The sequence below is a fragment of the Paenarthrobacter sp. YIM B13468 genome, assembly GCF_042788025.1.
Taxonomy (GTDB): domain Bacteria; phylum Actinomycetota; class Actinomycetes; order Actinomycetales; family Micrococcaceae; genus Arthrobacter; species Arthrobacter aromaticivorans.
In genome coordinates, this window is the sequence record NZ_JBHZPI010000016.1 from 70,228 (window position 1) to 87,985 (window position 17,758).

Below are 17,758 nucleotides of genomic sequence, written 5' to 3' on the forward strand. Positions count from 1 at the left end.
CGTGGGATCTCCTCAGCCCGCGAGGGAGCCCAGAAGTTCGGGCATAGCAATGGGCGCTCGGGGCTGGAGGGTAATCGTTCTGCTTCAGCGTTTTGCCGGACCTGTCGATTTCCGAACGATCAGACTTGACGGGAGGCTCGGACTGTGCGGCAGCACACGGTGCTCTATCCGTGCCAGGAGTTGTTCGACGGCGATGCGGCCTTGGGTCGCGAAGTCAACCCTGAGTGTGGTCAGCGGCGGCGCGAAGTAGGCTGCTTCAGGGATATCATCAATGCCCGTGACGCTGACGTCGTCGGGAATACGATAACCGCGTTCAGTCAGCGCAAGGATTGCACCTAACGCCATTTGGTCGTTTGCGGCCACAACAGCCGTAAACGTGAGCGGACCCGACAAGGCCATGATGGCGTCGTAACCGGACTTGGCCGACCAGTCCCCATCGAGGACACCCTGGGAGCTCATCCCACACTCCGCAGCTGCCCGCTGGTAAGCCCGAACGCGGTTGCGTGCCGCGGAATAAGTGGTGGGCCCGGCGATATGCAGCACTCGCTCGTGACCCAAGCTTGCGAGGTGCCCTACCAGTGCGGGCAGCCCTACAGAAGAAAGTTCGGAGGGATGCCCTCCGCGGGCGTCATCGCTCTCGGCAGCTACGTATGCCGGTACTCGGAAGTCGGCAGCTTCGAAGGCCTGAGTCATCTCGTCAGTGGATGAAAGCGCCAGCACACCGGCCAGATCGTGCTGCATGATCAACTCCAAGGCTTCGTTAATCGCGTCACGGTTACTCATGTCGAGTGTCACGATGTCCAGCAAATACCCTGCCTGACGGGCGGCAAGACTGGCCCCCTGCGCAATCTTGCTGGGGCCGACTTGGTCAATCTCGTGCGTCAAAGCACCAATACGGTGGGATCGGCCGGTCGTCAATGAGCGGGCAGCAAGGTTCGGCCTGTAGCCCAGTTCTTGGAGTGCGTTGATGACCCTGTCACGGGTTTCGGGGCGTATTCCTTCATAGCCCCTAAGGAAACGGCTCACCGTCTGATGTGACACGCCGGCGAAGCGGGCCACATCGTAGATTGTTGCGGGCTTGGACGGATCGAGACCGGGTTGCTCCAGGTCTTTGGGCAAATCCAACTCCATGTGTAACCCCCAGAAACATCGGACCCTTCCGGGCCTCTGAGCCGAAACCTTGGGTTCAGCGTATCGCAGCCAGTTTACCGGAAACATCGCATCGAATGGGACGCCATGCCTTCAGTGGCACAAAGTTCTGCAGACTCTTGTTTCCGGTAACACTGTCTTGTAGCGTTCCTCACAGTCCTTCATGGTGCCAACGAAACACAAGGCTCCATGAACGCATCCCCACCTTCCCGATCGTCGCCGTGTACAACGGCGCCTCGGAATCCGCGAAATCGGTGAATACACCAAGGCGGGGCCAAACAGTTGCCACCAACCCCAAAGGAGGGGCTATGAAGGAAAGAAGGCTGGTGAAGGCTCTTGGAGTCTTCGTTGCCGCAGTGTCACTTTTGTACCTGCCCGCGATCAGTGCCCAGGCCTACGCACCCGAGGGCGGGGTTATGTACCAGGTTCCCGCCGATCAGCCCTGCCTTAAAGGTCGCGGCAACTGTGCCATTTATGTGAAGTCGACCCAGTTGCCGAGCGGGCGTCTGGTGGCGACGTTTGAGAAGTCAACCGTCGTTGCCGAGTCTCAAGGGGCTACCGGACAGACGCTCCCCGTCTATAAGAGCGATGACCAGGGAACGTCATGGCAGCCGCTGTCAGAGGTCAAGGCACCGGCTTACCTTTCCAGCGACCCTCAGTTCGCCAAGTACACCAGCAACTGGGCGAGCCCCTACCTTTACACGCTGCCGCAGGATGTTGGAAACCTCACGGCGGGTACTCTCCTGCTGGCAAGCACCGTGACTGGTGAGGACGCCTACTACAAAGAGCACAAGGCCGCCGATCCGAACTGGGTGCCGACAAATGACGGAGACCGCAAGGACATGGCGCTCGCGCTCTTCTCGAGCACCGATGGCGGAATGACGTGGAACGTCCTGAACGTCATCGCGACGGCTGGATGGCAGGGCGGCAGCGCTGGTGCGACCGGAACGAATATCGCCGCGGAGAACACGGCCCGGCAGGTTGACCCCATCTGGGAGCCGTTTCTGATGGTGCATGCCGGCAAGCTCGTGGCTTACTATTCCGACGAGAATGACTATCTGGGCTTTGATCCGGTCACCGGCGTGCCGATCCTTGACCCGAACAACGCCGCGGCCCCGGACTCGGAGGGTCAGATTCTTGTCCACAAGACCTGGGACGGCACCAGCGCTTCCTGGAGCGCGCCCGTCGTGGACGTCTCGGGGTCCACGCAGAACATGGGCAGCGGCAAGACCGAGATCGGCGGCGGACGCCCCGGGATGACCACGATCGCCCAGACCACGGACGGCAAATGGTTACTGACATACGAATACTGGGGCGGCGGAACCAACGTCAGGTTCAAGATTGCCGATGACCCCCTGCAGTTCCGCTCTGCCAGCGATTTCGACGGCGAAGAGATCACCGGACTACCGGTAGACGCAGGTTCCCACTCATTGGCTCAAGGCGGCAGTCCCGTTCTAGTCACCCTCCCCGACGGGCGGATTGCCTACAACGCCGCGGGCAGTGGAAACGTGTGGGTCAATAACAGCGGTCGCAGCGACGGCGCTTGGACGGAGTACCAGACACCGGTCGGATCCGGATACACCCGCAACCTTCAATACGTGAACGGCACCGGCCGGATCGTCATACTGCAGGCGAGCTGGGGCGGCGCCGGCAGCCAGGCCGCGATTCGCTACGGCGAGGTGGACCTCGGAAAATCCGATGGCACCTACTACAGGGTGGTAAACCGCAAAACCGGCCAAGTGATGGGCACGGGAAACAACACCAATGACGCGAACATCGGCAACGCAGACGTCCCCGACGTCGTCCTTGAACCGACAGGCGCGGCGCAGAACCCCGATACCCAGTACTGGCACATGGTCACCAAAGCCGACGGCAAGAAGACACTCCTGAATAAATCCGGCGGACGCGAGGCCTCCATCTGGACCGGAAACGCGACGACAGGGCAACGCATCGGACAATGGGTGGACAACAAAGCGTCAGGCAGTTGGAACGTCATTGACAACGGCAACGGCTACTACCGCTTCCAGGCAGCGAAGAACACGAACGTCTACCTGACCGGTTCCACAGCCGGCTCACCGCTGACACTCCAGAACTCTGCGACCGATGGTTCACAGGAATGGCAGCTCGTTGCCGAGCAGCAACCGCAGGCCAAGGCAGTCCTGGGCGCGCAATCAGGGAAATGCCTAGACCTGAAGTCGTTCGATCCCCGGGACGGCGCGGTCGTGGACATCTATACGTGCGACGGCGGCACGAACCAGAAGTGGACTCTCGACGCCTCAGGGCAACTCGTCAACGCCTCGTCCGGGAAATGCCTCGATGTGAGCGGACAATCAGTCGCCGATGGTGCCTTTGTGCAGCAATGGTCCTGCACTGGCGGAACGAACCAGAAGTGGAGCTACAGTCCTTTGACCCGGCAGCTTATCGGGCAGCAGTCCGGCAAATGCCTCGACGTCAAAGAAGGAAGCACAACCAACGGATCCCCGGTGGTGATCTGGAATTGCAACGGCCAGACCAACCAGAAATGGACCATCAGGTAGGAAAGTCCTGAATATGCAGACCCGTTAGCCGATTGGTCTGGAACACCAGTGGGCGAGGCACTACAACAGTGCCTCGCCCATTTCGTCTAGGCTTGCGGATCAACGTTGCCGCTGGCGGGTTCTTCGGTTATGGCACGAAGGCGGATGGCCATGTACTGCCGGCCTGGTAGATCAATGCTGAACCTACCCTCATAAGTTTCGGGGAGGGTCTCAATTGTCATGTTCCAGGTGTCTACGATGTCGATCTCGAACTGCACACCGGAGGGCTTTACGAAGCGTCGGTACCGTGGCTGGTTGAATCCGAGATATATCAATTCGTACTGATCCTTTATCCCGGCGCTGGGTGCATCCCCGTAACCTTTGAGGGGTTCAAGGTGCTTTTTGGGGCTTTCTTCCATTACGCGCTTTAGGAATCCAATCCTGTCCGGGCTCGTTCCATGCAGCCGTCCACCTTTGGCCCACCAGAGGATGTCGTTCGGAGCGATGTATGTTTCCCCGTGACCGACGTAGCCCCCGCGCACCGCGCCCTCCCAGCAACGGCGCGTCATTTCCTCACCTGTAATGTTGCCCCAGCCTTGGTCGATATTCCCTTCATAGGCACATTCGTCGATGACTACGGGTTTATGCCACTCCTGCCGCCACGTTGTTGTCATCTCGGCGGTTAAGTAGGCATCTATACGTTGGATGCTGCAGTGCGTGATCCAGGGCCTTGAGTGGTCATACATCTCCCTGCAGTTGTGGATCGAGATGAGGTGGTTGTTCGGGTCATTCTCTTGCACCAGAACAGCAAAACGTTCCCAGTCCTCGACGGTTTTCTCGAAGAGGAGGTCGAACTCATTGGCTAGGGACCACCAAATGTTCCGGTGAGAAGCCAGCCTGGCAGTTATGTACTTGACGTACAGGTCATCCGCCGTGGCGTTCATGCGCGAAAAGCCCCATCTGTCGTAGGCGTGGAACAGGATCAGATCGGCCTCGACGCCCAGCTCTTCAAGTTGTTCGATTCGCCCTTCCAGACGGTGATAAAAGAGTGGGTTGGGTCGAAAATAGTCGAATCCGTCCTGGAACGACCCCTCGTAGGGGTAGATCTCAGGCTCGTTTTCGTTGAACATGTACGACTTGGGAAACACGCACATTCGCACCTTGTTAAAGGGGCCGGAAGCAAGAGTGAGCAGAGTCTGCTCCTCCAGTTCGCTGCCTTGGTGGGTCCAGGCGTAGGATGTCGTGCCAACCGGAAGGTACGGGGTGCCGTCGTCGTATGCGAAGTGGAATGTGTCGGCCACGCGGACGAGTCCGCGTGATTCCGGGAGCGGGGCAGCTGCCGTAAAGCTTCCCGAAATGGCGTCCAAGGACTTGGCGTTGCTACGGGTTGTGAACGTCCACTCGCCTTCGGCGGGGACGAGCAGACGAATCCGATATGTGCTGTCGCCGTCATAGAAGCCAGAAACCGTCAGCGTTTGATTATCCGAGGTGAACTCCGCTGACAGTTCGACGTCTGTAAACGGATTGCCATGGGACGGGCCGTGAAGTCGCACCTCATACTTCTCCCATTTCCGTCCTTCGGCTGCGTACTCTGGGTGGCGGCCGGCGAGGACCGGTGATCCAGAGTCCTCGATGGCAGCGAGCGGTTTCCGCGCTATTGTCCGGTCCACCGATGGCGAGGGCTGCAACGCCTCGATCATCGCTAGAATTTCATCCCTCTTCGCCGGGTTGTCGCGCAGGGATTCCTCTGTGCCAAGTATCAGGCCCAGTTCGTAGTGGTACAGCGTGTGCAGGATGGGGTTTGCTGTCAGCTCAGGGATGTGGTTGGCAATGATCTGGAAAGCCGCGGGGTCGCGAATAACGTCGGCGAGCAAGGTTGCAGCGTTGAAGTGCGCCATGGTTGCCTTTCTGCGGAGAAAGTGTGGAAGTCCTTCATCGGCTGTAGGAGTGGTGGTCTGTCCAAACTCGACTGCTACGCCCGGGCAGGGATCCAGATCCGCATCGTGGAGGCTCCCCGCTCCGCCCAGGAGTGGTAGCGGACTAACGGCACTTCAGCAGCGATTCGTTCGTTGGCAGCGCTTGCGGCAGTTTCTGAGGCGAACGGCCATTGGCTCTGTCGTGCAGGCGTTCGCACCACTGTGCTCAACGTGAGGTTGACTGTTCCATCGGAGTAGGTCAGGCCGGATGAGACGTCTACCAGAACGTCTTCAAGCGCAACGCTTGAAGGCAGATCGACGGATTCCAATGCGAAAACCTCTGGCCCTCGTTCAATTGCCACGCAGCCGCGGACTGCATCTATCCGATCATCTGGCATCGTGAACCGTGGCTCCATAGGCAGCTCGAGGAGCAGCTGCTGACCGGGTTGGAACGACCGGGTCACAGTCGCCATTCCGGGTGCCACACGTTGCACACCCTCTCCTGCAGCAATGGTTGCACCGTGGGCCCAGTCCGGTACCCGTAATGCCACGGTGAAGGGGGTCGCCGGTGCTTCGACGATGGTGACTTTGATACTGCCGCTGGCAGGGTAATCCGTCTCGATGGCAAGTTCGACGGGGCCAGAAATGATGTCAGCACGGATCCGGGAGGCAGCATACTGGTGGATCTGAACGCCTGTCTCATCCGATGTAGCCAGGTAGGATCCGAGGCTGGCCAGCGTCCGGGCAACGTTCGGCGGGCAGCAGGACACCTCAAACCACGCCTCCCGGCCACTTGATCCGCCTCGGATGCACACCCCGTCTTCGTTCAGCGGGGCCTCGCCTACGCTGGTTCGTTGGTGCAGCGTGTTGGCGTAGAAAAACGATCTGCCGTCGGGGGCAGGTGACGTCGCCACAATGTTGTAGAGTGTCCGCTCGATGAGGTCTGCGTACTTTGCCTCTCCGGTGGCTAACAACAGCCGCCAACTGAACATCACCGACGCAACGCCCGCGCAGGTTTCGCAGTACGAACGGTCCGGGGGGAGCACAAAGTCGTCCCCAAATGCCTCGTCCATATGGTGCGAACCCATGCCGCCGGTGATGTACGTCCGTCGGGCGACAGTGTTATGCCACTGTTGCTTCAAGGCATTGAGCAGCTCTTGGTCATTGGTTTCGACAGCTACATCTACGGCGCCAGCGGCCAGGTAGAGCGCCCGAACTGCGTGACCACGAAGGACTGTGGCGGCCCGCACGGGAACGTCGTCCTGCCAGTATGCTTGGCCGAACTCAATAAGTGGCAGTGTCCCTGTACCGCGGCGCTCGATGAATATCTTCGCCTGATCAAGGTAGCGACGCTCCCCGGTGAGCCTGGATAGCTCAACGAGGGCGGATTCGATTTCGGCATGACCGCACACCTTGTTGAGGCCCGAGGAACCGAACATAGTGCACACGTGATCAGCGAGCTTCATGGCTACAGCCAGGAGCTTCTCTGTCCCTGTTGCACGGTAGTTGGCGACCGCAGCCTGAATAAGGTGACCGAAACAGTAGAGTTCGTGGCCCCATTTGAAATCGGAATAGCGGGGCTGCTGCCAGGGGCGGCCAAAAAGTGTGTGGAGGTACCCATCTGGATCCTGCGCTGCTGCCAGTTTGTTGATGAACGATTCCAATGTCCCGTCGAGGTCAGATTGCCCGGTGCGGGCATGCTCCCAGGACATAGCTTCGATGAGTTTGTACACCTCGGAGTCCGCGAACTCGCGGCCGCGGTGTTCATATCTTTCGCCGGTCGCCGCTTTTTCGAGGTTGCCGAGCCATTCCAGACGGGTGACCCAATCCGTTCCGTGGGGGATGATTGCCTCTTGGTTCAACTGTTGCCGATCGCCCCAGAAGCCTCCCGCCAGCTGGACCGCAGTCAACGGTAGCGGTGAGAAGGTTCCAGTGCTTGGTGTCACCGGCGCAGCGTAGTGAAGTTTCTCGTCTGTGATTTGCATGTAGTCTCCTTTGCCCGTGGGGCTTTAGTCTTCTGGGGTGTTGATCGTGCGACGCAAGGTCAGCGGCGAGCCGAGCGGCTCCATGCACCGGGGCCTGCCGGAGGATACCGATAGCGCCGGCGCGTCAGTAAATAGTCATCGCTATGCCATCTTTGCAAGGTCGGTCAGCTCAACAGGGAACTTCGGTGGCAGGCCTGCCGCGTAGAGTTCGATCTCGTCCAGAGCGTAAGCGGCAAGGCGGTGCAGTTCGGTCCCCATTGAGCCTGCGATGTGCGGGGTCAGCAGGACGTTGGGCAACCCGTACAGCGGATCTCCCGTGGGCAGTGGCTCGGGGCTTGTGACGTCAAGATAGGCGTTAATTCGGCCCGTGATGAGTTCGTGTCGCAAAGCCCAGGATTCGACCAGTTCACCTCTGGCCGTGTTAATCAGTGTCGCTCCGTCTTTCATGGCTGCAAGTTGTGCCTGCCCGACCATGTTGATGGTCTCGGGCAGGACGGGTGCGTGAATTGAGACGATGTCACTACCTGCCATCAGATCGTCGAGTTGGACGCGAGTGGCGCCCAGTCTTCGCGCTTGTTCGTCCGAAAGCGTCGGATCGTAGAGGAGCGCGTCGAAGTCGAAGGGCTGCAAACGATCCAAAACAAGGCGCCCGATGGTCGAAGCCCCGACGATGCCCACTACTCTGCCGTAACTCCCTGTACCTGGAAACTCCAGCTCCCGGTCAATCTTGGCCTGGCGCTGAACGTAGAGGTGGCTTGCTGCCAACGCTGACTTGCCCGCGAGCAGGATTAGCCCGAGCGTGAACTCAGCCACAGGCAGCGCGTTTGCCTCGGCGGCCGTGGTGACGCGGATCCCTTGTTCCCAGCATTCGGGCATGACGTGGCCTTTGACGCTGCCTCCAGCGTGGGTGACCAGCCGCAGCCGCGGCATTCTGCGCAGGACCTCTTTATCGATGACCGGTGAGAACCATCCCGTGAGCAGGACATCAACGTCTTCAAGATAGTCGTCCTGGACACGAGAGAAGTCTTGAATGACATGGCTGAAGTCGCAGTCTGCCACGGCTTCAAGTCTGGCCCGCAGTCGCTTGGAGAACAGCGCGTCCCGCAGCTCGATGTCCTGCATGGCCAGGGCAACCTTGGGTCTGAACCGGGGGTCTCCTGGCGTGTCAGAGCTGTGCTGTACTGCACTCAATTGACGTCCTTTTCACTTTCTGTGCTGGCGAACCCATTTATCGAGTGCCGTTCTGCCGGCCCATGGCGTCCGTGGTTGTTATTGGAAGTAAGAGTCATGCTGCTACCGGGGTTGTCTTTCAGCTCATGAACTCGACGTGTTCGTATTCGGCACTCCATGAGTGTTCTGCCACGTCGCTCGTTGCGATCCCCGTGAAGCATCCGGTGAAACGAAGTAGTCCGGCATGGTCGTCGCTGAGAAAGCTGATGTCCAATGGCTCGCCCAAGGGGTGCCAGAGTTCGCCGTCGTGGGAAGCAGCCGCGCTCACGGTTCCTTTGTGGAACGTGATTTCCAGGTGCACGGGGCCGCTCTCTCCGGGGTCGAAGCCCAGCATCTGCCCGTATTCGCCGTTATGGTCACGGCGTTCGACGGCAAGGACCCTCTTTCCTTCGTCCGTGGCTGTCACATGCCAAAAGACATGCCCGATTGTGTCGTAGTACGCGGCGACACCTGCACGGTGGGCTGGCTCATGAGGGTCGGCATGGACAACAGCACGAAGACGGGCGTTCCGTTCGGTGACGGGATGGGCGACCAGCGATTGCTTATCTAGCGAGCGGAGTGTGTCGCGGCCGGTGAGGCGCAGAACTTGGCTATCTGGATTGTCTATGGCCCAGGTGCTCCAGGTGTCGGTCGCAGGGACTCGTAGCGTCAGCCAGGTCTGGCCAAGAGTGGCCGGTGAGAGGATGCTGCGATATCTGGACGGTGGCTGGGGTTGTCCCTTGGTGCTTGCGGGAGTGGGCACATTCAGGGCGGGCCAATGTCCGCCGTGGGCCAGCCGGAGCCATCCATCATCGGTCCATCGAACCTGCTGAAGGCATGTCTCGCGCCCAAGCGGGCAAACGGCTCCCTCGTTGGCCTCTACCGGTCGGGATGCCAGATGGATCATGTACCAGTCGCCGTCGTCGGTTACGAGCAGTTCGCCGTGGCCGGCCTTGTGGAACCCAAAGGAGACCCCGTTTTTGCCGTCCCGTGCGACGGCGATGGGGTCAAGGTCTCGGGTGGTGAGGACGGGCTGGTGATCAGCCTCGTAGGGCCCCCAGACGTTGCGTGATCGTGCCAGACGGATTCCGTGGTTCCAACCAGTTCCACCCTCGGCGAGTAGGAGGTAATACCAGCCATCGCGGAAGTAGAGGTTGGGTCCTTCGGTCAGTTCCTCGGCTTGGTAGATGATCCGTGGCGTGCCGATCCTGGCCAGGGTGGCAGGGTTGAGTTCTTGAAGTTGGATGCCACCAAAACTTGGATGTCCAATGCGGTGGTCCCAGCGCAGGCCCACGAGGTAGAGCTTTCCGTCGGCGGCATGGAACAGCGAGGCGTCGAATCCGCGTGAACCAACGTACACCGGGGTGCTCCATGGCCCCTCAAGTGAAGGTGCGGTAGTGACGTAGTTGTCGACGTCCTTTGCTTTGCCAACGGTCCTGACAATGGTGAAAAGGAGCCAGTACCGGCCGCCATGGAAGTAGAGGGAGGGTGCCCAGATGCCTCCCGAATCGGGTATGCCGCGAAGATCCAGTTGGGCAGGATCGGTAAGGGCGTACCCTGCCGGGTTCCATGACACGAGATCGTTGGACGTGTGGAAGCGAACCCCGGGGAACCATTCGAACGTGCTGGTCGCAACTACGTAGCGGCCTTCGGCGTTGATGATCGACGGGTCGGGATTGAAGCCCGGAAGGATTGGATTGCGGATCATGGTTTCTTCTCCATGGAGACTTGATGACATGCTCCCCAGCGCAGTTCCCGGCGTTATGGGCTGTGCTGTGGTTAGGGAGATCCTGGCTGACGTCGTTGCAGAAGTACTGTGGCCCGGGACGTCCCGGGCCACAGTGGGCTTAGGACTTCTTCAAGTAGGCGTCGGCCTGCTTTTCCATTTCTGCCTGGAGCGCCGGAAGGCCGGCGGAGTCTGCGGCCTTCTTCAGCTTGTCCAGCTGGGAATCCACATCGACCAGTCCGTAGTAGAGCGGGTTGGCGAACTCGGTGACGACATTGGCCAGGGCCGCCAACTGCTGTTTGACCGGGGTCGCATCCGGGATGAAGGATGCGAACGGGTCGGTGGTGAAGTTGTCGTAGTTCTGGGCCCAGTCGAAGATCTTCTCTTCCGTGGCCGAGATGGAGGCAGATTTGCGCTCCAGCGACGTTCGCCACGCCAGGGCGTAGCCGGGAAATGAGTAGTCGCTGAGTTGCTTGAACTTGTCGTCGCCGACTGCTTCCCAGTCCTTGCCTTCGACGCCGTAGGAGAGGAGATCGTGGTTTTCCTTGATGGAGAGCCAGTCCTGCAGCTGCAGGGCTCGGTCAAGATTGCCCGACTTGGAGCTGACCACTACGAGGTTGTCAGCCTGGAATGTCTGGTTCGGTTTTGCGGACAGACCGCCCTTGAGCGGCATGATGTTGCCCAGAGCCGCGCCCGGGACTGCCTTTTGCAGCGCCGGAAGAGCGGCACTGCTGGTGCCATCGGTGATGGCCCAGGTGGTGGCGAACTTTCCTGCCGTCCATTGACTCTTGATGGTGGCCGCGTCGGCGTTGAGCGCATCCGCGTTAATGATTCCGTCCTGGTGGTACTTGCGGATTCGGCGGAGAGTGTCGACCACGCCGGCGTTTTCCCAAAAGGGCACGGGCTTGGAGGAGCCGCTTTGCTTGGCGTCCTTGTCGAAGATGAAGAACACACCCTTGCCGCTGAACGCGAAGGCGATTGTGTCCGGGTTTTCCCAGGACTCGGCATTGAACATTGCGGTGGGCGTGGGAACGGCCAGGAGGTTGGTGTTGCTGGCATTGGCGCCGAATGGCACGACGCCGTTGCCCTTCTCCTTTACGGCGTAAAAGAATCGCTCAAGCTGGTCGTAGTCTTCAATGGTGCTGAAACCGAGGTTGTCGGCGAGGTCCTGGCGGATTGCGAAGTGCTGTACTCGCGCTGCACTGTTGACCTGCGGGATGCCCCACAGTTTGCCATCCCAGGTGTTGGATGCAAGCAGTTTTTCGGGCAATGCCGCGTTGAGGTTCTTGTACTTGGAGATTTCCTGGCTCAGGTCGGTCAGCGATCCGCTTTGCTGCAGTTGGGCCATGTTGAGCCATAGCGCCTGCAGCGCGGTGTCAAAGTCTTCTCCTGCGGTGAACTTCAGCAGCGCCTGCTGTTGGTAGTTGGACCAGTTGATGAATTGGGCGTCGAAATTGAAGCCGAGGTCTGACTGAAGTTTGGTGTTGACCTTGTCGAGGACTTCCTTCCAATTGCCAGGTGCGGCGCTGGGCAGCACGGCTTTGGAAGTTGTTCCCTTGACAGCTCCTCCTGCGGACGATCCTGAGGTGCCGCAGGCAGCGAGGCCCATGGCTACCCCAAGCCCGCCTGCCAAACCGAGGAAGCCTCGGCGGGAGAATCGGTTGTTTTCGAACATGTTGCACTCCTTTGTGGCGTCCCGGGGCGGGACTTTTGTAGTTGGTTAAGCGATGCTTTTACAGCTGGAGATGAAAGGTTCCTAGCCCTTGGTGGCGCCGAGTGTCAGGCCTTTGACGAAGTATCGTTGCGCGAACGGGTAGGCCAGAAGGATCGGTCCGATGGTGACTACGGTCAGGGCGAGCCGCAGTTGGTAGATCGGAGCTGCTGCTGCGCTTGCGCTGGGCAGTTGCGCGGCGCTGGTGACGTTGGCGATGAGGTTCTGCAGCATCAGTTGCAGCGGATATTTCTCTGGATCAGAAATGAACAGCAGCGCGGTAAACCATTCGTTCCAGTACGCGACGGCGTAGAACAACCCAATGACGGCGAGGATGGGTTTGGAAAGCGGCAGCACGATCTGGAAGAAGATCCGCAACTCCCCTGCCCCGTCCACCTTGGCCGAATCGAGGATCTCTTCGGGCAGCTGCCGGAAGAAGCTGACAGCAACGAACACCAGGAATGGGGCCATCATGTGCGGAAGAATCACAGCGAACCAGCTGTTCTGCAGGTTGAGGACCTGGGTGACCAGCAGGTAGAGCGGGACCAGGCCACCGCTGAAAAGCATGGGCAGGTAGGCGAAGACAGTCAGCGGTCGACTGATCCGCGGCATGCGTCGTGCGATGACCCAGGAGAGGGCGGCGGTGGCACAAAGAGAGAGAGCCGTCCCGACAATGGTGATGAACAGCGTGGCCGCGTACCCCTTGAGTAAAGCAGTGCCGCCGAAGATCGCTTGGTAGGCCTCCAGGGAGAATTCGCTGGGAAAGAAGCTGTACCCCTTTTGGGCAAGCACGGATTCCTTGGTGAAAGACCCGGCGATGATCATCCACAGCGGAATGAGTGAGAAGAGCCCGAAGAGGCTGACTCCGATGTAGCTCGCAACGGTAAAGGGTTCCGGTTTGGGCTTGGCCGTTTTGCTCGAGGTGTTCGAAACTCGGGATGTCCTGGTGAGTGCTGACATAGTGGAGTCCTGTGTTGTGGCTGGTTTTTCCGGGAGCGGTCCCGGCTGAGGATTCGGGTGGGCCGTCTTGGCGCGTGTGCTGGTCACAGGATCGTCGTCTCTTTGGAGTACTTGCGCTGCACGAGGACAGCAGCGGTAATCAGGATGAAGCCGACAATGGACTGGAAAAGGCCGATGGCCGCTGTGGTGCCGAAGTCACCAATGGTGCGCAGCGAACGGAAAACGTAGGTGTCGATGACGTCAGTGGTCGAGAACAGAGTGCCGTTATCGCCCACAATCGCGTAGATGGTGCCGAAGTCACCGTAGAAGATTCTCCCCACGCCAAGGACGAGAAGGATGGCCGCAGTGGGTCGAAGCAGGGGCAGCGTGATGGATACGGCCATCTTTGTACGACTGGCGCCATCGAGCATGCCGGCTTCGTAGACTTCCTCAGGGATGGAGGTGATTGCTGCCAGGAAGATCACTGACATGTATCCGCCCATTTGCCAGACTTTGACGATGGTGAGGATCCAGGGCCAAGGGCCAGGTTCCGTGTACCAGCTGACCTGAGGGAGATTGAAAATACCCAACATATCGTTGACTGCCCCGCCGTTTCCCTGGGCACCTGACAACAGGACTTGCAGCATGATGCTGATGACGATCGGGGAAACGAAGTAGGGAAAGAAGATCGCTGACTGCATGAACCGCTTGAAAAAGCGGGCCCTGAGCTCGTTGAGCATAACCGCCAACAACAGCCCTGCGGCCAGTGACGCAGCCAGGAACAGGACATTCAAGACCAAAGTGTTGGTAACAATCCGTGGAGCATCACCGCTGGCGATGAAGTACTTGAAGTTGTCCAGCCCGTTCCAGGGGCTCCCGAAAATCCCCTTGCTCACACTAAAATTCTTGAACGCTACAACCAGGCCAGCCATTGGCGCATAGCTGAACACGAAGAACCAGATGATCCCTGGTGCAGCCAACAACAGCAAGGCCCAAGAGCCCTTTCCGGCTTTGCGGGCCGGTCCGCGCGTCTTGGCCGGTTGGCCCGGGTCCTTGATGGTGGCGACACCTGTCATCACAGTCCCTGCGGGCGGCTGTGTGGTGTCAACCGTCAGATCGTTGTCGCGGGTAGCCACGCCTCTGCGCATGACACCCTCCCTTCGATTGTTCTTGCCGGCCAATATGCGACCCGCTCCTTGGTCATTCGGAGCCAGCCCGGATTCTTGGCCCGTTGGCGAAACTTGCCCCTCCTGCCGCCATTTCGGCGGGGCGGAAAGTTCTTGGTGATGAGATCTCGCTCACTGATATCGATATCAGAATAGGGCTTGCCTCCCTGTCGCGCAATAACCCCCCGCCCATTCGTTCAAGGTCGGTCTGCGAATGGAGCCGAAGGGTATCAAGCCTTGGGATTCATGACTTGATATCGATATCATAAACTGGTGTCCAGTAGTTCTACCTCGACAGGAGCCCTGTATGAAGATCCACACTGAGAGTCTGGGAACAGGCAGAGCTCTTGTTCTTGTCCACGGGTGGGGCTCGTCACACGCAACTTTCGACCGCCTGCAGCCGGCGTTGGCAGACATGACTCGCGCGATATCCGTTGACCTTCGGGGATTCGGCGCGACAGGCCCGGTCCGGGGAAGGCATGGCATCAGCGAGATGGCCCAGGACTTGGCCGAGTTGGCCAGCGAGACGGGCCCAATTATTGCCCTGGGCCACTCCATGGGCGGCAGTGTTGTCTCCCACCTGGCGCTGGCCAGACCGGATCTTGTCGCTGGCCTGATCGTCATCGATCCTGCGTACGGGGCTGATAAAGAGGAGTGCCGGGGGCTGCCCCAGCGGCGCCGGGACTTGGCCGCCTTGGGTTCGGCCGCGGCGGTGCGGGACCTCAGCGAGGCCTACTCCCCCACCCTGCCGGCCAGTGACAAGGAAGCCATCCGAAAGGACCTGGAGGCAAGTGACGGGCGCGTGCTCCTGGAGTCTTTCGACGGCATGTACATGACTCCGGACGCCTTGGGTCCTCTGCCGCAGGCGCGGCTGTGGCTTCGGAACCGTCCCGGTCCGGTTTTGGCAATCTATTCGACGGAAAAGGCAGCGGCTATTGAGGCCGCAATCTCTCCGGCCTCGACGATTCGTGTGGCCCCTTGCCCAGGGCATTTTGTTCATCTGGAGCACGAGGATTGGACTGTTCAAACGATCAGGGAATGGCTGACCGCAACTGGGCTGGTTGCCAGATGACCTTTCGCGAGCCGTCTGCGGTGCGCATACGGCTGCAAAGCAGACGTGACGTTAAGATAACGATACCGACGTCCCTGATCACTTCACCCGTTCAGGACCTGCCCGAACCGGGCGTCCCGAAAGTTAGGGCATGCCATGCTTGAAAGCAATAAGAGCGCCGTCATGGCGGGGGGGTCCAGGAGCCCGCGTGACGGAAGAGCACCTGTCATCGCCGATGTGGCAAGACTGGCCGGGGTCTCCGTGCCTACCGTCTCCCGTGTCCTAACAGGGAACATTCCTGTCAGCGAGGAGAAACGCCAGCGGGTCCTTGACGCCATCGAGGAACTGCAATACCGGCCGAGTTCACTCGCTCGGGCGTTGAAATCAGGCAAGCGGCGAATGATTGCCATCCTGACCGCCAGCACCGAGTTCTACGGTTATACCCGCACTATCGCAGGTATTGAGCGGGCCGCACGTGAATCGGGCTACTCTGTCGTCATTTCCACGGTGAAGTCACCTGACCCCGATGACGCGCTGGCGGCAATCGGCCCGGCGTTGGAGCAGCAGGTTGCCGGTGCCATTGTCATTGACTTCGATCCGGCCGGCGCGGAATTGTTGCGACAACTGCCCGCGCACGTTCCCGCGGTCGCAGCGTCCGGGTTTTCCAAGGGCCAGCCGGGCCACCCTTACGCATTCATCGATGAGTACTCGGCCGGTCGCGCCGTCACCGAATATCTCCTGGCTCTGGGCCATCCAACCGTGCATCACCTGGGGCTTTTCCCGCTTACGCAGTTCTCCGGGCGCTATCAGGGATGGATTGATGCCTTGGCAGATGCCGGGCTGACCCCGCCTCCAGTGCTGCCTGCGACGAGGTCCGTGCACTCTGGTTACGAGCAAGGACTCCGGATCGCCGATTCTCCGGAGATAACGGCTGTTTTTTGTTCCAACGACGGGCTCGCCCACGCTGCCCTGCGCGCGCTTCATGACCGCGGAGTCAACGTTCCTGAACAAGTGTCGCTGGTCGGGTGGGACAACCAGCCGTTCACCGAATTCACTTTGCCGTCACTGACTACCGTGGAACCTGGGTTCGGGGGCCTTGGGGCGCGGGCATTCTCACTTCTGCTTCAGCGGATTTCGGGTGCCGGAGACATCAAAGACACCGTAGCCGCACCCAAGCTCATTCTCAGAGACTCCGCTACCCGCCCGTCAGTGGCCGGCAGGGACGGCTGATCACTCGTGGAGGGCGCTGGTCGAGGCTCTGACCACCAGTTCCACCGGCAATACTTGAGGTGAATCCGGGCCGCTGTCCGTGATGAGCATCCCGGCTCGTCTGCCGAGTTCGCGGTAGGGCACCCGGACCGTTGTCAGGGCAGGCGTCAGATCGCCCATAAAGGGCATGTCATCAAAACCCACCAGGGAAACATCGTCCGGCACGCTCAGGCCGTGGTTCCTGAAGACCCGCAGCGCCCGCACCGCGATTTCATCTCGTGCCGCTATGACCGCGGTGAAATCTGCCCCTGTCGAGACGAGGTTCTCCAAAGCGGCTTCGCAAGGCTCCACCTCGAAGGTCGACGCCGGGATGATGGCCGGGTCGAGGTCCAGGCCGGAGTCCTTCATCGCCAGCTCGAATCCTCGAAGCCGTTGTTCAGCAGTGCTGTGGCCCTCAGCGGCGCCAAGGTAGGCGATGCGCCGGTGCCCCAGGGCCGCCAGGTGTTCGACGGCCGCCCGTATCCCGCCGATATTGTCGTAATCGACGCTCTGCAGCCCCGGGACAGAGCTCACATGTTGGTGTCCGCATAGGATCAGCTGCGTGTCCGTCGCCGACAGGAATTCCTGGTATTTCCGCAGCCGTTCTTCGTAGTCCTGGCCCGTCGGACTGGCCCCGACCAGCAAGACAGCTCTGGCGCGCTGTTCGCGCATCTGCTGCAAGGCCTTCATTTCACCGGAGGGATCTGCGTGGGTGGTGATGATGGTCAAAAGATCACCCAGTTTGGCGACTTCTTCCTCGACGCCTTGTGCAACATCTGCAAAGGTTGGACCGACCATGTGGCTTACCAGGAAGCCGACCGCCCGGCTTCCGCGTCCCTGCATGGATTGAGCCAATCCATTCACGACATAGTTGAGGTCCGCCATTGCTGCCAGAACCCGTTCCTTGGTCTGCTCGTGGACCGCAGGGTTCTGCGCGATGACGCGGGACACGGTCGATGTGGACACGCCAGCCCGCTCGGCGACGTCCTTCATGTTCACCACACCGGAACGCATGGGTCCGCGGCCGCGCGCTTTGGATGCAGTGGTCACGTCAGCGGTGGGTACGGGTGTGATCGTCGATTTCACGTGTTGATCCTAGCAATGGGGTGCCCCGTCCGGACGAGGAGGAGTCTGCGCGGGGC

12 protein-coding genes are annotated in these 17,758 nt (G+C 60.0%); 3 read left to right on the forward strand and 9 right to left on the reverse strand.

Annotated elements, in window-relative coordinates; genetic code table 11:
- Positions 1-84: 84 nt before the first annotated feature.
- Positions 85-1,131, reverse strand: coding sequence for a LacI family DNA-binding transcriptional regulator (locus ACFX4T_RS15880; RefSeq protein ID WP_223948883.1), 1,047 nt, complete (start codon positions 1,129-1,131; stop codon positions 85-87).
- Positions 1,132-1,457: 326 nt separating this feature from the next.
- On the opposite strand from ACFX4T_RS15880, the gene ACFX4T_RS15885 reads away from it, so the two are divergent.
- A complete protein-coding gene (locus ACFX4T_RS15885; protein WP_223948882.1) occupies positions 1,458-3,686 on the forward strand; it encodes an RICIN domain-containing protein in 2,229 nt (742 codons plus the stop codon).
- Between the two features lie 86 nt (positions 3,687-3,772).
- Here the strand turns inward: ACFX4T_RS15885 and ACFX4T_RS15890 are convergent, their stop codons facing one another.
- From ACFX4T_RS15890 to ACFX4T_RS15920, 7 genes are all read right to left on the reverse strand, one after another.
- Positions 3,773-5,563, reverse strand: a complete 1,791-nt coding sequence (locus ACFX4T_RS15890; protein WP_223948881.1) for a DUF5605 domain-containing protein — start codon at positions 5,561-5,563, stop codon at positions 3,773-3,775.
- A 74-nt stretch (positions 5,564-5,637) separates the two neighbouring features.
- Entirely contained in the window at positions 5,638-7,566 is a 1,929-nt protein-coding gene (locus ACFX4T_RS15895) for a glycoside hydrolase family 127 protein (protein WP_223948880.1), read from the reverse strand.
- Between the two features lie 141 nt (positions 7,567-7,707).
- Positions 7,708-8,757: a hydroxyacid dehydrogenase gene (locus ACFX4T_RS15900; RefSeq protein WP_223948879.1), complete on the reverse strand. Its 1,050-nt coding sequence runs from the start codon at positions 8,755-8,757 to the stop codon at positions 7,708-7,710.
- A gap of 118 nt (positions 8,758-8,875) precedes the next feature.
- On the reverse strand, positions 8,876-10,483 hold the full coding sequence (locus ACFX4T_RS15905) for a family 43 glycosylhydrolase (RefSeq protein WP_223948878.1): 1,608 nt from the start codon (positions 10,481-10,483) through the stop codon (positions 8,876-8,878).
- Between the two features lie 139 nt (positions 10,484-10,622).
- The gene (locus ACFX4T_RS15910; protein ID WP_223948877.1) at positions 10,623-12,176 is read right to left on the reverse strand and encodes an ABC transporter substrate-binding protein; all 1,554 of its coding nucleotides are present in this window, start codon (positions 12,174-12,176) and stop codon (positions 10,623-10,625) included.
- 81 nt (positions 12,177-12,257) lie between these two features.
- Positions 12,258-13,172 (reverse strand): carbohydrate ABC transporter permease, encoded by a 915-nt coding sequence (locus ACFX4T_RS15915; RefSeq protein ID WP_223948876.1) that lies wholly within the window; start codon positions 13,170-13,172, stop codon positions 12,258-12,260.
- Positions 13,173-13,255: 83 nt separating this feature from the next.
- Positions 13,256-14,299 carry a sugar ABC transporter permease gene (locus ACFX4T_RS15920; RefSeq protein ID WP_223948875.1) on the reverse strand — a complete coding sequence of 348 codons (1,044 nt, stop codon included), beginning with the start codon at positions 14,297-14,299 and terminating at the stop codon, positions 13,256-13,258.
- A gap of 325 nt (positions 14,300-14,624) precedes the next feature.
- Between ACFX4T_RS15920 and ACFX4T_RS15925 the strand changes: the two genes are divergently transcribed.
- Positions 14,625-15,389: an alpha/beta fold hydrolase gene (locus ACFX4T_RS15925; protein ID WP_223948874.1), complete on the forward strand. Its 765-nt coding sequence runs from the start codon at positions 14,625-14,627 to the stop codon at positions 15,387-15,389.
- A 135-nt stretch (positions 15,390-15,524) separates the two neighbouring features.
- A complete protein-coding gene (locus ACFX4T_RS15930; RefSeq protein ID WP_223948873.1) occupies positions 15,525-16,598 on the forward strand; it encodes a LacI family DNA-binding transcriptional regulator in 1,074 nt (357 codons plus the stop codon).
- Here ACFX4T_RS15930 and ACFX4T_RS15935 read toward each other — a convergent pair whose 3' ends face one another.
- Positions 16,599-17,702 (reverse strand): LacI family DNA-binding transcriptional regulator, encoded by a 1,104-nt coding sequence (locus ACFX4T_RS15935; protein WP_223948872.1) that lies wholly within the window; start codon positions 17,700-17,702, stop codon positions 16,599-16,601. It abuts the gene before it with no gap.
- Positions 17,703-17,758 lie beyond the last annotated feature (56 nt).

Bases quoted from the DNA above. Each gene is read 5' to 3' on its own strand.
- ACFX4T_RS15880 (WP_223948883.1), bottom strand. From the start codon at position 1,131: ATGGAGTTGGATTTGCCCAAAGACCTGGAGCAACCCGGTCTCGATCCG.
- ACFX4T_RS15885 (WP_223948882.1), top strand. From the start codon at position 1,458: ATGAAGGAAAGAAGGCTGGTGAAGGCTCTTGGAGTCTTCGTTGCCGCA.
- ACFX4T_RS15890 (WP_223948881.1), bottom strand. From the start codon at position 5,563: ATGGCGCACTTCAACGCTGCAACCTTGCTCGCCGACGTTATTCGCGAC.
- ACFX4T_RS15895 (WP_223948880.1), bottom strand. From the start codon at position 7,566: ATGCAAATCACAGACGAGAAACTTCACTACGCTGCGCCGGTGACACCA.
- ACFX4T_RS15905 (WP_223948878.1), bottom strand. From the start codon at position 10,483: ATGATCCGCAATCCAATCCTTCCGGGCTTCAATCCCGACCCGTCGATC.
- ACFX4T_RS15910 (WP_223948877.1), bottom strand. From the start codon at position 12,176: ATGTTCGAAAACAACCGATTCTCCCGCCGAGGCTTCCTCGGTTTGGCA.
- ACFX4T_RS15915 (WP_223948876.1), bottom strand. From the start codon at position 13,172: ATGTCAGCACTCACCAGGACATCCCGAGTTTCGAACACCTCGAGCAAA.
- ACFX4T_RS15920 (WP_223948875.1), bottom strand. From the start codon at position 14,299: ATGCGCAGAGGCGTGGCTACCCGCGACAACGATCTGACGGTTGACACC.
- ACFX4T_RS15925 (WP_223948874.1), top strand. From the start codon at position 14,625: ATGAAGATCCACACTGAGAGTCTGGGAACAGGCAGAGCTCTTGTTCTT.
- ACFX4T_RS15930 (WP_223948873.1), top strand. From the start codon at position 15,525: ATGCTTGAAAGCAATAAGAGCGCCGTCATGGCGGGGGGGTCCAGGAGC.